We start from the raw sequence: 15,563 nt of genomic DNA on the forward strand, positions 1-15,563 counted from the left end.
CATCGCCAACATTTGGTTCCAAACGAAGCGATCATTACCAAACATCTGCCACAATTGTTCCCTTTGCTGGGCATTGGGATATAGACGAAGTTTAATCCCCTTTATAACTTGCGCCATTTTCACCACAATCTTTCATCATCGGCCAGTCAACAAAGCTAATTAATACCTGAACACCACTCTCTGTTAAGAATATTATATCATATCCCGAAACGTGCGTTCGATTAAAAGATTAAAAAATAGGCAATTCATCACGTCCTTAAAAGAACGTGTTTCCTTGCCCGTTTTCAAAAACTTATTGAAGAGTAGCGATGGTATCAGCGTCAGTGCAGCGGGGGTCCTTAAAATCGCCTACCAACGGAACCAAGCTAGTGTGACTAACTCGCCGCACCAGCCCCTGTTAGAATCATTAGCCGAAACGTTGCAGCAGCGAAAGCTAAAACTCCTAATTACTATCGATGAAATTAGCTCAACACCAGCGTTACGCGAATTCGCAGCCATTTACCAGATTCTTTTACGGAATGAGTACCACATTGCCCTACTAATGGCAGGACTGCCAAGTAAGGTATCGGAGCTGTAAAACGATGATGTCTTGACCTTCTTGTTGCGGAGTCAGCGAATATATCTGGAGCCACTGAGCCTTTTGACAATTAAGAACAGCTACCGGCAAGCCTTTAGTCGCGGTAAGCGAGAAATTGATGAGCATACATTAAATTTCATTACCAAGATTACCAACGGCTATGCCTACGCCTTCCAGTTACTCGGTTTTCTCCTGTGGCGGACGGGAAAATCACTGATCGACCAGGCAACGGTTGACCAGGTGCTAGCTGATTATAAAGCTGAGTTGTTTAGAAATGTTTATCTGAAAATGTACCAGGAGCTCTCCCCCGTTGACCGTAAGTTTGTCCTCACGATGGCCGAACTTGGCGGGAACACTGTGAAGACATCCGCAATCGGCACGCGGATGAACAAGTCTAAGAACTATATTTCAGCCTACCGACGGCGGCTCCTCGATGACCAGCTAATTACGGCACCGTCCTGGGGCGAGCTGTCCTTCACCCTTCCCTTCTTCGCTGAATTTGTCATCGAATACCATGATCTTTACTAAAGAATTGGGAGATAGAAGCTGGGAAAAAAGCTTCAGAGTGCTCCATATGGCTAGTATAGGACGATTGTTGGCACGGTACGGGCCAATGATTGTCCGTAACTAGACACTAGGAGCACGCTTTTTTTCCGCGATTACTGTGTAATATTCGGAAAACTAAAAGAGGCTGGTGAGAAAACAAAGCTTTCTCCCAACCTCGTCTTTCGAAGCGAAGCTAGCCTGTGGAAGCACAAAGAGGGCTCTAGGGTTCGGATTTCCCGAACGCTAGAGCCCCTTTGTGTACTGCGCCATAGCATTTTTAACTATATGGGGGACTTAGTCACAGCCCCATTTATATTAATCGATTCTAAAGACTGGCGTACACGGGTCCGCCATTAGTTCCCGGATGGTGCAAAGGTACTGTTGACCCGGTCATTATTTTCCGGTGCCGACACCTCGCTGTATGGCTGGGTGGTCCCGTCATCCCAGGTGACTGACCCGTCGTAGTGGACGAACGCCTTCTGGTCCATGTCAGACCGGGTCACCTCAAAGCCCCCGGATACCGGAACGGCGTGGTAGAGGCTATCATCCGCGGCCATCGCATGGGCAACAAGACTCGCCGCATCGTCCGCGGTATTGATTACGTGCTGCTCACTGGACGCACTGGCAGAGCTACTCTGGCGCTCGCTACTTTGACTGGCGCTACTTGCTGATTGGTCGCTGGCCTGGCGTTGGGCCCGCCGATGGTGGTGACTCACCTGACTTGTCTTTACACTACTCGAGGCGGCCGACTCATCGTGGTGGCTATTACCACAACCAGATAATCCCAATCCTAACACAACCATCGAAAACAAAATAGCTGATTTCTTCATTTGAATCTCCTCTTTGTATATAAAATGCTTTACTATGTGAACTAATATATAGTTATTTATAATATAATAAAATAATTTAACCGTTTTCATCTGTCTGACCAAATCGGTTAAACTAAGGATAACAACTTGAAAGGAGTCTTGTCCATGGCACTCCATGACCAACAAATTTATAATCCAGATGACCCAGAAATTTTAAAAAAGCAAGCGGCGGCCCAGTTGCCAATGTACGAATATAATCGCACCCTGCCTACCGAGGGCGATAAGCGCCAGCGTCTGTTGAAGGAAATGCTCGGTAAAGTGGGTGAAGGCTGCTTCCTTGAGCCACCCTTCCACGCCAACTTTGGCGGCAAACACGTCATGCTTGGTGACCACATCTATGCTAACTTCAACCTGACCGTGGTCGATGACACCTACATCTATATCGGCAGTCACACCATGATCGGCCCTAACGTCACCCTGGCATCCGCTAATCATCCAATTCTGCCGGAATTACGGGAAAAGGGCTACCAATATAACCTGTCGATCCACATTGGTAAAAACTGCTGGCTCGGGGCCGGCGTCATTGTTGTTCCCGGGGTCACAATTGGTAATAATACCGTAGTCGGGGCCGGTGCGGTTGTCACCAAGAACCTGCCTGCTAACGTGGTCGCTGTCGGGGTTCCGGCCAAGGTTGTACGGCCAATTAGTGACCACGACCGCAAGTACTACCATAGCCAGATGAAGATCGATCCCAAGCTTTTGTCATAATAGAAAGGAGGCTCCCCCGACAAGTCCGGGGCCTTGCTCTTCACCTTCCGAACCCATCACACTAACTATTTCGAGATCAACAATACCGAGATGACCGATGACCTATGGCGGCGACGAGCTGATGAACGGCGGTCTGCTGTCCGCCCCGAAGACTCCAAAGCCAAATAAATCAGTGCTTTAAATTAGTTATCGGTGCAAAATCTGCTAATTTTGCACCGATAACTTTTGTTTTTGCACCGATAAGGAGATGATTGCACTGAAAACTTTTAATTACAAAACCTTAAACGACCTACGTCTAACAACCTCGATGGTCGAAAAGCTGAGTCAAATCCATGAATTAAAGGGGAAAACTGCACACATCTCAATAAAATCCAAGGATATTTTGGATAAACTTCTGGCCGTTGCAAAGATTGAAAGTACTGATTCCTCTAATCGTATCGAGGGTATTGCCACAAGTGATGTGCGTCTTAAGCAATTAATGAATCAGAAAACAATGCCAAAAAATCGGAGTGAGGAAGAGATTTATGGATACCGTGATGTCCTTGCCACAATCCACGAAAACTATCAGTACATTAAAATAACGCCCAACAATATTTTGGCTCTGCACAAAGAATTGTTTAACTTTACCGCTAGTACTTGGGGCGGTGAATTCAAGAATATCGATAATGCAATTATCACAACTTTTGCAGACGGGCACCGTGAAACACATTTCACTCCGCCACCGGCATACCTTACGCCAAAATTAATTGAGGAACTTTGCAATGCGTATAAAAATTCGCTCCAGGAAAATTACTTTCCCCCATTAATCATTGCAGCTGCTTTCATGCTTGACTTTGTTTCTATTCACCCATTTAGAGACGGGAATGGTCGCATGTCAAGGCTACTCATGCTCCTTGAACTGCATCAACTAGGTTTTGACGTTGGCAAATATATTAGTTTGGAACGACTGATTGAAAAAACAAAAGCCCAGTACTACAACACATTACTAAAAAGTTCTGGTAAACAATGGTCAGAAAATAAAAACGACTATTCGTACTTTATTGACTACTTTCTCAGTATTGTTCTTCAAGCATATCGTGAATTAGACTCCCGAATCGATTTTACTAATGATACCGATATAAATCCTGAATCATTAATTCTTGCTAAATTATCAAATAGTCTACGGCCCCTCTCAAGACGAGAATTGATGGGACTTATTCCACAATACGGTGAAACCACGATTAAACACGCTTTGGCGACGCTCCGTAAACAACACAAGATCAAGTTAATTGGGCGCGGACGCGCAAGTAAATACAAGACTAATGATTAATACAGTGCTTTAAATCAGTTATCGGTGCAAAAAATGCTAATTTTGCACCGATAACTTTTGTTTTGCACCGAAAAGGAACATCATAATCAGTAAATACTTCATGAAAGGAAGAAATCATCATCCAACAGCACAATACCCCCATGTCAATCCGAATCCTGGCCCACAGTTTCCGGGTTAAAGACACTGGAAACTGGAAAACGGAAAACAACTTTGATTTTTCAGCCCAAGGTAAAAAACCTTAACCACTATTTTTAATTTCGACTAAAAGAATACTAAGCGCAAGTCCAGCATTCTTTTTTCATCTTCTAAAAATTAGGTCCTGTTATAAAGTCCGGTATTTTTCAGATCCTTGGTTAACGATTTACCTGATTAACATCCGTTCCCCACTTTCTTTCAAACAATTGGCAATGCTCCTGTTTTACAACACGCCGGTCTGGCAAATCGTAATTTCTTTGCTCCGGCTCGGTTTCGCCGTATAATTAAACTATCCTAAAAATAAGAAGTGAACTTTTTAATGACAGAAAATAAACGACTCTATGACGTCTTCCAGCCTGACCATTACGATGTCTACCTCGACATTGACCGGGCCAAGAAGACAATTACTGGGACGACCACCATTGATGGGTACGCCAGCCAACCAGTGATCAAGATCAACCAGAAGTTTCTCCACATCGCTAACGTCACCGTAGACCAAAAGCAGGTGCCGTTTACCGTCAAGGACGACGAGGAAGCGGTCGAAATTACCCTGCCTGCCGCCGGCGATGTTAAGCTGAGCATCGACTACACCGCACCACTGACCGACACAATGATGGGGATCTACCCATCCTATTACAAGGTTAACGGCGAACAGAAGCAAATTATCGGGACCCAGTTTGAAACGACCGCGGCCCGGCAAGCCTTCCCGTGTGTCGACGAGCCTGCCGCTAAGGCCACCTTCTCTTTGGCCATCAAGTTTGACGAGCACCCCGGTGAAACGATCATCGCTAATATGCCGGAGAACCATGTTAAGGACGGGGTCCACTACTTTGACCAGACCGTCAAGATGTCAACCTACCTGGTTGCCTTTGCCTTTGGTGAGTTACAAAGCAAACTGACAGAAACGAAGTCCGGCGTTAAGGTCGGGGTCTTCGCTACCAAGGCCCACCAAGCAAAGGAACTCGACTTCGCCCTTGAGATTGCTAAGAAGGCCATCGAATTCTACGAAGACTTCTACCACACTCCGTACCCACTACCGCACTCCTGGCAGTTGGCCCTGCCAGACTTCTCAGCTGGGGCCATGGAAAACTGGGGCTTGGTAACCTACCGTGAAGCCTACCTTCTCTTGGACCCTGACAACACCGCCCTCGACATGAAGCAACTGGTTGCCACCGTTATTACCCACGAGCTGGCCCACCAGTGGTTTGGTGACCTGGTAACGATGAAGTGGTGGGATGACCTGTGGCTCAACGAAAGTTTTGCCAACATGATGGAATACGTCTCCGTTGACGCCATCCACCCCGAATGGAAGATTTGGGAATTGTTCCAAACCTCCGAAGCTCCGATGGCCCTGCAACGGGACGCAACTGATGGGGTCCAGCCCGTCCACGTTGAAGTTAACAATCCGGCCGAAATTGACTCAATCTTCGACCCGGCGATCGTTTACGCCAAGGGCTCCCGGATGCTAGTCATGGTCCGGGCCCTGCTCGGTGACAATGCCCTGCGTGCCGGCTTGAAGAACTACTTTGCCGCCCACAAGTACAACAACGCCGCTGGTAATGACCTCTGGCAGGCCCTCGGTGACGCATCCGGCCTGAACATCGGCGAAATCATGAAGTCCTGGCTGGAACAACCGGGTTACCCCGTGGTTTCTGCCACAGTTAACGACCAGGGACAACTGGTCCTTAGCCAGAAACAGTTCTTCATCGGCGACGGCAAGGATAAGGGCCGGACGTGGCAGATTCCGTTGAACAGTAACTACGACGCTGCTCCACAGATCATGGCAGATAAGGAAGTCGTCCTCGGCGACTACGCAACCCTGCGGAAGCAAGCGGGTCAGCCGTTCCGTCTCAATGTCGGCAACAACTCCCACTTCATCGTTAAGTATGACGACCAGCTGTTGAAGGACATCCTTGACCACGCCACTGACCTGGACAGCATCAGTCAACGGCAGCTCCTTCAAGACTTGCGCCTGCTCGCGGAAGGGCAACAGATTTTCTATGCCAGCCTGATTCCACTGCTGACCCGGTTTGCCGGCAGCCACTCGGTCATCGTGAACGCCGAGCTCTACCACATCGCCAACAGCCTCAAGATGTTTGTTAAACCTGGTTCGGCTGAAGAAGCCCACCTGAAGAAGTTCTTCAACCAATTGAGCAAGGACCAGGTTGCCCGGCTCGGTTGGCTACCTAAGGCGGGTGAAAGCAACGACGACCAGCTGGTACGACCATACGTACTCAACGCGGCCCTCTATGCCCACAACGAAGAAGCAATTAAGGCGGCCCACCAGATTTTCCTTGATAACCAGGATAAACTTGGTGCCCTGTCCGCCGACATCCGGGGACTGGTCCTGAAGAGTGAGGTTCAAAACTACGGTAGTCGGGACCTCTTCGATAAGCTGCTTGCCGCCTACCAGCAAACTGCGGACCCAAGTTACAAGGCCGACTTGCGGATGGCAATTCCAACCACGACCGACCCTGAACTGATCAAGCTGATCATCGGTCACTACAAGGATGCCCAGGTAATTAAGCCCCAGGACCTTCGTGCATGGTACCGCGGTATTTTAGCCAACGATGCCGGTCAAGAAGCAGCTTGGGATTGGCTGCGTAATGAATGGCAGTGGCTGGATGACACGGTCGGTGGCGACATGGAGTTTGCCTCCTACATCACCGTTTCCGCGGGCATCTTCCACACCCCACAGCGGTTAGCTGAATTCAAGGAATTCTTTGAACCAAAGATCAATACGCCGGGTCTGACCCGAGAGATCACGATGGACATCCGGATCATTGAGAGCAAGGTTGCCCTGGTGGAAAAGGAAGCTGCCGCCGTAAACGCGGCAATTGCGGACTAACATTATAAATAACTGTTAAACGACAAAATCCAGGATGGCGACAATGTCATCCTGGATTTTTATGTTTCATGTGAAACACTGTAAAATTAATCCGCCATCAAATCAGCAATAATTGCCTTAACCGGCCGAATCTCATGAATGCTGGTAATCCCGGTTCCCAGCGAAACGTAACCGTGGTCCCAGTCACCGTCGACCATCCCCAGCTTCAAGCCGTATAAACCGCCCATGACCTTGCCGAGTTCGTCCCGGCTAACCCCCTGGTCACTCAATTCCTGGAGGTGGTCAGCAAACGGCCCCGGCAAGGACCGGTAATAGGCCGGCTTGGTCCGAAACAGCAATAGGTCATCGGCGGTTGAATTGACAATTGCTTGCTTAACCTTAGCCGCCGCCCGGTTTTCCTCACTGGCAATGAAGACACTACCGCAGTACACCCCTTCGGCGCCGAGGGCCAGGGCCGCCTTGACTGCCCGCCGGTCGGTGATTCCACCTGCTGCCAGAACCGGCGTATGGTTAACCGCATCAACGATCATCCGAACAATTGAGAAGGTGCCCACTACCTGCTTGGGGAGGGTGCCCCCTTCGTCAAAGCCGGTTGCGACGATTACGTCAGCGCCGTTTTTCTCGGCCGCCCGGGCATTACTTACCGTTGGGTTCAGGGCCCGGTAAATAATCTTAATATCATGATCTTTCAGCACTTGGAAGATTTCGGGATAAACCTCACTCCCCGTGTAAACAACGGCCGGAACGCCCTCTTCAATCATCATCTTGATCAGGGGCTTGGTGTGGCCATCGTTTCCACCATTGGATGGAATAATGTTGACCGCAAACGTTCCCGTGGTCAGCTTCTTAACCTTCCGCACCTCATTACGCATCCGTTCTACCGTCATGGCATGGCGCTTGGCCGGGTCCGGATCCCTGAACCGTTCGTTTTGCCCCGCTGCTGGTCCCAGCGTGCCGAGGCCCCCTGCATTCGTGACCGCCGCAACAAATTTGGCATCGGTCAGCCAGGCCAGTGGGCCCTGGATAATTGGGTACTTAATACTTAATGCTTTACATACACGATTCATAATTAAACAGCTCCTTCTTGATTAATCGCTAATAAGTCACTTGGTTGAGCTAGCCGAAAATCGGCTGCCGTAATTTTACTAGGGTCACTGGCACCGTACTCCGCCCCGGCAAACCTAATACTAGCCGCATGAGCCGCCGCCAGGTCAGTTGGCATGTCACCAACGTAAACCGCAGTCGTTGGGTCCGCGCCGAGCCGGTCCAGCGCTTTAAGGATTGGCGCCGGCGATGGCTTATGGGCCGTTGTGTCATCTGCCGTGACCACGACCGTAAAATTCTCGGCAAACGGGTACTGGTTTTGGAAATATTGCTGGTACTCCGCCCGCGTTTTGGAGGTAACGATTGCCAATTGAGTGCCCTGCTTGGCTGCCAGTTGGCTGATGGTCGCGGGAATCCCCGGCAGGACCCTTACTTGATCAAAGTGCTGGTAGGACCGGTGAATCCATTCCTCGTTGATTGAATCAATTTCTCCTGCCGGGACACCAAGTTTCTTTAGGGCGTCCACAGCTGCGATTCCGTACAGTCCCCTTTCTACTTTCAGCGGATCAGGGAAGTGGTAGCCATGTGCTTTTAGCGTTTCTATCAAAGCTGGCATATACATTGCAAAAGTATCAATCAACGTTCCATCAATGTCGAAAATATAGTTGTTAACCGTCATTTTGCTTTCCCCCTATGCAAATGAAGTGGCAACACTTCCGGCAACGATTAGCAAGATACCGAGGATGGTGTATTTCAGTTCCCGCTTACTCTTGTGCTCGTGCAGGATAATAATTCCCCCAAAAGTGGCAATGACCACGTTCAATTGGGTCCAAATGAAGGCCGACGTGTTCCCGTTAGCCTGGGCGGAGAAAATGTAGGCAAAGCCGGCAATCCCCCAGGCCAGACCACCGAGGATATTCATGTACTGGGCCCGTTGGGTAAATGCCTTTCGGTCGGTAAAGAAGCCGTAAATCAGGGCGCCAAGCAGAATCCCCAGCATCTCCGGGAGGAAAATCCCGGTCCCACTCTGTTCCTTAATGATTGCAATGTTGGGAAAGGACGAGTATACCCAAAAGCCAATCGTTGTGCACAGCAGGAAGATAACGTCACGGGCGGTAATACTCTGCCCCTTTTGGTCACTCACCGAGGTAAACAGGGCCCCAATCACGACGACAATCAGGGCCGCTATTCCGATAACCTTTGACCGGGCCCCCGCCCAGTCACCAAACATCGTCATCCCAATGATTGAGTTACCAATTAGTTGGAAGACCGTTGACAAGGGAACCGTGTTGGCTACCCCGATTCGCTTGAACGAAATAAACTGACCAATCTGGCCAATCGTCCACAGGGCCCCACATAAAATTGCCAAAGCAAAGGCAGTTAAACTAACAGTGGGCCGGGTAAAAATGAAAGCCAGCAGGCGGTCGATCTGGTTTTGGACCAGGCAGCTGACCCGCAGAAGGTCATTAAATTTAACTTTATTGACCGAATTTAAAAAAGGGCTTGCTAGGAAACCGATTTCCGCGAGTATAACTTAAATCGTAAGGTTAAGCGCTTACAATTCATGCTATATTTGGAGGTCGACATTATGATTAAAGAATTTGCTTCCCCATCCTCATACGTTCAAGGCAAAGGTGTTTTGCTCAACAGTGACCCATATCTGAAGAACTTTGGTAAGAAACCCCTCCTGGTAACTGATGATGATGTTTACAAGATTGTTGGTAAAAAGTTAGAAGACTACCTGACCGCAAATGGTTACCAGGTCGACCTGGTTAAGTTTAACGGTGAGTCCTCAACCAACGAAATTGACCGGATCTCGGCGATTGGTAAGCAGGACAACGTTAGCGTTGTTTACGGTCTTGGTGGCGGGAAAACCAGTGATTCTGCTAAGGCGGTTGCCGACAATTTGGGTCTCCCCGTTGTTATCATGCCAACTCTGGCTTCAACTGACGCTCCATGTTCCCGGCTTTCCGTTATATACAAGGATGACGGTAGCTTTGACCACTACCGCTTTTACTCCCACAACCCCGACCTGGTCTTGGTGGACAGCCAGGTAATCGCCGGGGCTCCTGCTAAGCTGCTTATTTCCGGGATTGCTGACGCCTTGGCTACCAACGTTGAAGCCCAAGCCGTTGCCCAGGCTGGTGCTGACACGATGCTAAACGAAGGTCAGACGTTGGTCGGTAACGCCATTGCCCAAAAGTGTGAGGATACCCTCTTCAAGTACGCCCACATTGCCGTCGCCGATGTTAAGCACCACGTCGTCACGAGCGCCTTGGAAAAGGTTATCGAAGCTAATACGCTGATGAGTGGCCTCGGCTTCGAAAGTGGTGGCCTTTCTGGTGCCCACGCGATTCACGACGGTTTGACGGCCCTGGAAGAAACGCATGCGTTGTCACACGGTCAAAAGGTGGCATACGGTACGCTAACCCAACTGATGCTGGAAGGTACCAACCAAAAGCGTTACAACAAGTACTTTGAATTGATCCTTTCGCTTGGCTTACCAACCACCCTTGCTGACTTAGGCCTCGCTGATGCTGGTGATGACAAGCTCCTGGTTGCCGCTAAGGCCGCCTGCTCAGAAAATGACACCATCAGCCGGCTGCCATTCAAGGTCACTTCTGATGACGTTGCCCAAGCCTTCCGGGCGGTTGATGCCTACACCACGGACTACCTGGCAAGCCACAAATAAGTAGTAATAAGTGCCAATAATACCTTCTAAAAAAACGCATAACAAAAGGCGGTACGCATCCAAATTGGAATGGCGTACCGCCTTTTAATTAGAATTCACTCGTTTTATAACTTTTTATAACTTTTTCTCTTATTTTATAACTTTTTATAACTTCTTTTAATCAACTTTCTCTTGTATATCATTGAACAATATTTGCTATTTGAACATAAAAAGTTCTTATTTAGTCCCATTTACAAGCAGTAGTATTGCTAATTATCCGTATCTATCGTATACTGCCTGTGTTGGGGTAGGAACTCCAGAGTTATTGTCCAGCGGAACAGAATGTGAACGTTGGAAGGAGGCCGGATGGCTGCTTTGGTTTTCCGCATTCACCACGGACAACCGTCGATGGTTCCCTAACAAATAAAATTTTAGGGAGTGTCTTGATGATGTCAGTATTATCTTTTGCTGGGCCGCGTTTTACGACCCGCCACATGACCTTAGCAGCCTTGCTAGTTGCCCTCCAGATTATCCTGAGCAAGCTCTCGGTAGGTGACCCGGCCGTTCTTAAATTTAGCTTCGGCTTTATCGCAACGGCCTTGATTGGTTACTACTTGGGGCCCTGGATTGGGGGCGCCGCAATGGTTGTTAACGACCTCGTTAGCAACACTATTTTGAACACGGGAAGCATGTTCTTCCCCGGCTTTACCTTCTCCGCCTTTGTTTCCGGAGTAATTGCCGGGATGTTTTTGTACAACCAAAGGATCACCTGGCAGCGGATCTTCATCTACGAATTTTTCCAGATCCTGGTGACTAACGTCTTCTTCACGACGTTGTGGGTCTACTTGATGAGCATGACCTCTTCCAGTACCGGTCGGGCCTTTACCGCCCTGCTAGCAATTCGCTTGCCAAAGGAGATTGTCTCCTGGCCGCTCGAAGCTATTTTGGTCCTGATCATTCTGCGGCAGTTGTCACGAATTAACTTACGTTTGGACCGTTAACCAATGATTAGAAAGATGAATTCGTCTGACCTTGATACTGTTATGCAGATCTGGTTTGACGGTAACTGTGATGCCCATTCCTCTATCCCCCGTTCATATTGGGAAAAGCAACGTCCCGCCGTCCGGGCAGCAATTAAGCGGGCCGAAGTTTACTGCTTTATTGATGGGACGGGAATTGTCCGGGGCTTTATCGGACTGACCGGTGATTATATCGCCGGCCTTTTTGTTTCGGCCGGCTTTCGCAACTGTGGAATCGGCCACCAACTGCTTAATTTTGCTAAAAAGGGCCATGACCAATTAGAATTAGCCGCCTACCGTCAGAACCAGCAGGCAATTAAATTTTACCAGCATAATGATTTTGTCATTACGCGCCAAACAAGCGCTGAGCTGCGGATGGCTTGGTCAATTAATAAATAATTTGGTAAAAAGGTCTTGCAATTTATAAAAAACAGGTTAGAATATCATTAAAGATTTCAAAAGCGATGAGGAAGAAGAGTAAAGCGCCGCATTCGTAAAGTGAGCTGGTGATAGTGAGAGACCGGCCGACCCTGGACGTTTGAAAAACACTTTCTCGCAGTGCCGCTGACCCAAATAATCATCATGATTAAAGTAGGCTCAGCCGTCCCCGGTACGTTACCACACCGGTAGAACGTGATTGCGTTCGAAAAGCGGTCTAAGAATTACGATTCTTAGGCAACTTGGGTGGTACCGCGGAATAAAGCCTTTCGTCCCTTCGATTTACGGGGGATGAAAGGCTTTTTATTTTATCCTCAAATCAAATTACGAGGAGTGTTAATTATGAGTTTGATTATTCCACAAGATTACGACCCAAAGTTATCTATCCGTGACACTGAAGCAGCCATCCGGTTCATCCGGGAGAACTTCCAGGATGAATTCGGCCACGAACTGCACCTGCAACGGATGTCCGCCCCAATGTTCGTCGAAAAGGGCACCGGGCTCAACGATAACCTGAACGGGGTTGAAAAGCCAGTTTCCTTCTCCATGAAGGGTCTGCCAGGCGAGACAATTGAAGTGGTCCACTCCCTGGCTAAGTGGAAGCGGATGGCCCTGAAGAAGTACGGTTTTGGCATGCATGAAGGTCTGTACACCAACATGAACGCCATCCGGAAGGACGAAGATCTCGACAACTTCCACTCCATCTACGTTGACCAGTGGGACTGGGAAAAGATCATCGCCAAGGAAGAACGGACGGAAACGACTTTGAAGGCCACCGTTCGGCAAATCTTCAAAGTTATCAAGAAGATTGAACGTGAACTCTGGGAACTCTACCCGGACGCTGTTTACCAACTGCCAGACGAAATTCACTTCGTCACAACCCAGGAATTGGAAGACCGCTGGCCAGACTTGACCCCAATGGAGCGGGAAGATAAAATTGCTAAGGAACTTGGTGCCGTCTTCGTAATGAAGATTGGTGATAAGCTGAAGCGCAGCGGCAAGTCGCACGATGGCCGGGCACCCGACTACGATGATTGGCAACTTAACGGTGACATTATTTTCTGGTACAAGCCCCTTCAAAAGAAGCTGGAAATCTCCAGCATGGGGATCCGGGTTAGCCCTGAATCCATGAAGGAACAGCTGGAAAAGGCCGGTGAAGAGGCCCGTGAAAAGCTGCCCTTCCACCAAATGCTGTTGAAGGGCGAACTGCCATACACCATTGGTGGTGGGATTGGTCAATCACGGCTCTGCATGCTGCTGCTTGGCAAGGCCCACGTTGGTGAAGTTCAAGCCAGTGTTTGGCCACAAGAAATGTTAGACAAGTGCGCTGCCGCACACATTCAGATTCTGTAATCTTAGTTTAGGAGTGAGTATTAGATGGAGACAATTACGATCAGCGAATCCCCAAAGCACGTGGGTGAAACTGTCAAGATTGGTGTTTGGTTAACTGATAAGCGGTCAAGTGGGAAGATTGCCTTCCTGCAGCTCCGTGATGGAACGGGATTCTTCCAGGGAATCATCCGGAAGAACGATGTTTCACCTGAAACATTCGACCTGGCAAAGCACGACTTACACCAGGAAACAAGTTTTTACGTTACCGGTGAAATTGCCGAAGATAAGCGTTCCAAATTCGGGTACGAAATTCACATTCAAGAAATTGAAGTTGTGGGCAAGAGTGAAGACTACCCAATCGGTAACAAGGAACACGGGATTGACTTCCTGCTGGACAACCGTCACTTATGGTTACGGAGCCGCAAGCCATGGGCTTTGATGCGGATCCGGAGCCGGGTAAAGCTGGCCACAATGGAATTCTTCGATAAGCACGGCTTCACCCAGTTCGATGCTCCTGAATTAACGGGAAGTGCTCCAGAAGGAACGACGGAACTGTTTGAAACTGACTACTTTGACCGTAGTGCATACCTGTCACAATCTGGTCAATTATATGAGGAAGCCGGGGCCATGGCATTAGGCCGCGTTTACTCAATGGGCCCAACCTTCCGGGCAGAAAAGTCCAAGACCCGGCGGCACCTGATGGAATTCTGGATGATTGAACCAGAAATGGCTTGGTGTCACGAAGAAGAGAGTGAAGAGATTCAGGAACAATACGTTGCCTACCTGATTCAGGACCTGATTGACCACTGTTCACGGGAACTGGAAATGGTTGGTCGGAGCGTCGAAAGCCTGAAGCCGTTTACTGAATTGCCATACCCACGGATCACCTACAAGAAGGCCATCGAAATGCTGCAAGAAGGCGGCATTGACGTTAAATACGGCGACGACTTTGGTTCACCAGAAGAAACCTACCTGGCAGACCAATTCAAGAAGCCGGTCTTCATTAAGAATTACCCCAAAGAAATCAAGGCCTTCTACATGCCATCTGACCCAACGGACGACCGGCAAGTTATTTGTGCCGACCTGTTGGCTCCAGAAGGCTACGGTGAAATCATTGGTGGTTCGGAACGTTCATACGACTACGAATACATCACCAACAAGCTGGAAGAAAACGGCTTGAGCAAGGAAGAATACGGCTGGTACGACGACCTCCGCAAGTATGGTTCAGTACCACACTCTGGTTTCGGAATGGGTCTGGAACGGTTCTTAGCATGGGTAACCCTGCAAGACCACATCCGGGAAAACATCCCATTCCCACGGATGCTCAACCGGTTGAACCCATAAAGAAGAAGTGCGGAATCCCCCGCAGAGGGGCGATGATTAGCATAGGAAAAAGTCTGGCACGGTTACGGGCCGGGCTTTTTTCGTAGCTAAGCATTCAGCCCCGTGGGGATGGAGCACGTTAACAGAAGTGCGAAGTGGCCTTAAGTGGGCCGTATGACTAGTATCGTAAAAAGGTCTGGCGCAGTATGCGTCAGGCCTTTTTATGTGCTAGGCACTAGGTCCACTGCCACGCAGCACGTTAATAAGAAGTGTGGAAAGCCGCGCATTAGGGCCGGATGGCCAGTATAGGAAAATGGTTAGCACGGATACGGGCTAGCCATTTTTCGTAACTGGACACTTAGGCCCGGCGGCTTGCAGCACGTTAATAAGAAGTGCGGAGTGGCCGTAAGTGGGCCTAGTGCCATGTAGTACGTTAATAGAAGTACAAAATCCCCCTAAACCGTTCAAAAACGCGTTTTAGGGGGATTCTTTTAGTTTCTATTTGCTGAAAATTGGATTTTCGTAATTTAGGAAGCTTATTTTTGTGTTCTATTTGTCGAAAATGTGGTTTTCGCAATTTAGGAGTCCTATTTTCACACTCTATTTGCCGAAAACGCGATTTTCGCGATTTAGAAGTCCTGTTTTCTCACTCTATTTGCCGAAAACGCAATTTTCGCGATTTAG

Annotated in this window: 15 protein-coding genes, 1 riboswitch and 1 other annotated feature; of the genes, 10 read left to right on the top strand and 5 right to left on the bottom strand. The window is 48.8% G+C overall.

What is annotated here, in order from left to right; genetic code table 11:
• Positions 1–117 (bottom strand): helix-turn-helix domain-containing protein (locus QOS01_RS07260; RefSeq protein WP_283621782.1); only part of this gene is annotated, 117 nt, incomplete at its 3' end.
• A gap of 157 nt (positions 118–274) precedes the next feature.
• Here QOS01_RS07260 and QOS01_RS07265 point away from each other — a divergent pair.
• Entirely contained in the window at positions 275–577 is a 303-nt protein-coding gene (locus tag QOS01_RS07265) for a hypothetical protein (RefSeq protein WP_283621751.1), read from the top strand.
• Between the two features lie 63 nt (positions 578–640).
• Complete coding sequence (locus QOS01_RS07270; RefSeq protein WP_283621752.1) at positions 641–1,105, top strand: hypothetical protein; 465 nt, start codon at positions 641–643, stop codon at positions 1,103–1,105.
• A 371-nt stretch (positions 1,106–1,476) separates the two neighbouring features.
• Here QOS01_RS07270 and QOS01_RS07275 read toward each other — a convergent pair whose 3' ends face one another.
• The gene (locus tag QOS01_RS07275; protein ID WP_283621753.1) at positions 1,477–1,953 is read right to left on the bottom strand and encodes a hypothetical protein; all 477 of its coding nucleotides are present in this window, start codon (positions 1,951–1,953) and stop codon (positions 1,477–1,479) included.
• A 144-nt stretch (positions 1,954–2,097) separates the two neighbouring features.
• Here QOS01_RS07275 and QOS01_RS07280 point away from each other — a divergent pair, with 144 nt between their 5' ends.
• The 3 genes from QOS01_RS07280 to QOS01_RS07290 all read left to right on the top strand — a co-directional run bounded on the left by QOS01_RS07280 (position 2,098) and on the right by QOS01_RS07290 (position 7,052).
• Positions 2,098–2,700 carry a sugar O-acetyltransferase gene (locus QOS01_RS07280; protein WP_283621754.1) on the top strand — a complete coding sequence of 201 codons (603 nt, stop codon included), beginning with the start codon at positions 2,098–2,100 and terminating at the stop codon, positions 2,698–2,700.
• 247 nt (positions 2,701–2,947) lie between these two features.
• The gene (locus QOS01_RS07285) at positions 2,948–4,009 is read left to right on the top strand and encodes a Fic family protein (protein WP_283621755.1); all 1,062 of its coding nucleotides are present in this window, start codon (positions 2,948–2,950) and stop codon (positions 4,007–4,009) included.
• A gap of 514 nt (positions 4,010–4,523) precedes the next feature.
• Positions 4,524–7,052 carry a M1 family metallopeptidase gene (locus tag QOS01_RS07290; RefSeq protein WP_283621756.1) on the top strand — a complete coding sequence of 843 codons (2,529 nt, stop codon included), beginning with the start codon at positions 4,524–4,526 and terminating at the stop codon, positions 7,050–7,052.
• Positions 7,053–7,138: 86 nt separating this feature from the next.
• Here the strand turns inward: QOS01_RS07290 and QOS01_RS07295 are convergent, their stop codons facing one another.
• Genes QOS01_RS07295 through QOS01_RS07305 form a run of 3 tightly spaced genes read right to left on the bottom strand, consistent with a single transcriptional unit; the run spans position 7,139 to position 9,627 of the window.
• On the bottom strand, positions 7,139–8,119 hold the full coding sequence (locus QOS01_RS07295) for an NAD(P)H-dependent flavin oxidoreductase (protein WP_283621757.1): 981 nt from the start codon (positions 8,117–8,119) through the stop codon (positions 7,139–7,141).
• Positions 8,120–8,121: 2 nt separating this feature from the next.
• Entirely contained in the window at positions 8,122–8,775 is a 654-nt protein-coding gene (locus QOS01_RS07300; RefSeq protein ID WP_283621758.1) for an HAD family hydrolase, read from the bottom strand.
• Between the two features lie 12 nt (positions 8,776–8,787).
• A complete protein-coding gene (locus QOS01_RS07305) occupies positions 8,788–9,627 on the bottom strand; it encodes a GRP family sugar transporter (RefSeq protein WP_408612481.1) in 840 nt (279 codons plus the stop codon).
• Between the two features lie 57 nt (positions 9,628–9,684).
• Between QOS01_RS07305 and QOS01_RS07310 the strand changes: the two genes are divergently transcribed.
• The 5 genes from QOS01_RS07310 to asnS all read left to right on the top strand — a co-directional run bounded on the left by QOS01_RS07310 (position 9,685) and on the right by asnS (position 14,900).
• Positions 9,685–10,788 (top strand): glycerol dehydrogenase, encoded by a 1,104-nt coding sequence (locus QOS01_RS07310; RefSeq protein WP_283621759.1) that lies wholly within the window; start codon positions 9,685–9,687, stop codon positions 10,786–10,788.
• Between the two features lie 280 nt (positions 10,789–11,068).
• Positions 11,069–11,164: riboswitch (THF riboswitch) on the top strand.
• Positions 11,165–11,216: 52 nt separating this feature from the next.
• On the top strand, positions 11,217–11,768 hold the full coding sequence (locus QOS01_RS07315) for a folate family ECF transporter S component (protein WP_283621783.1): 552 nt from the start codon (positions 11,217–11,219) through the stop codon (positions 11,766–11,768).
• Between the two features lie 3 nt (positions 11,769–11,771).
• Positions 11,772–12,185 (top strand): GNAT family N-acetyltransferase, encoded by a 414-nt coding sequence (locus QOS01_RS07320; protein WP_283621760.1) that lies wholly within the window; start codon positions 11,772–11,774, stop codon positions 12,183–12,185.
• A 56-nt stretch (positions 12,186–12,241) separates the two neighbouring features.
• Positions 12,242–12,504, top strand: a binding site (T-box leader).
• A gap of 62 nt (positions 12,505–12,566) precedes the next feature.
• Positions 12,567–13,577: an aspartate--ammonia ligase gene (gene asnA / locus QOS01_RS07325; protein ID WP_283621761.1), complete on the top strand. Its 1,011-nt coding sequence runs from the start codon at positions 12,567–12,569 to the stop codon at positions 13,575–13,577.
• A 24-nt stretch (positions 13,578–13,601) separates the two neighbouring features.
• Entirely contained in the window at positions 13,602–14,900 is a 1,299-nt protein-coding gene (asnS, locus tag QOS01_RS07330; protein WP_283621762.1) for an asparagine--tRNA ligase, read from the top strand.
• The last annotated feature ends 663 nt before the right edge of the window (positions 14,901–15,563 follow it).

This window comes from Limosilactobacillus avium, from assembly GCF_947381485.1.
In the GTDB taxonomy this organism is placed as follows: domain Bacteria; phylum Bacillota; class Bacilli; order Lactobacillales; family Lactobacillaceae; genus Limosilactobacillus; species Limosilactobacillus avium.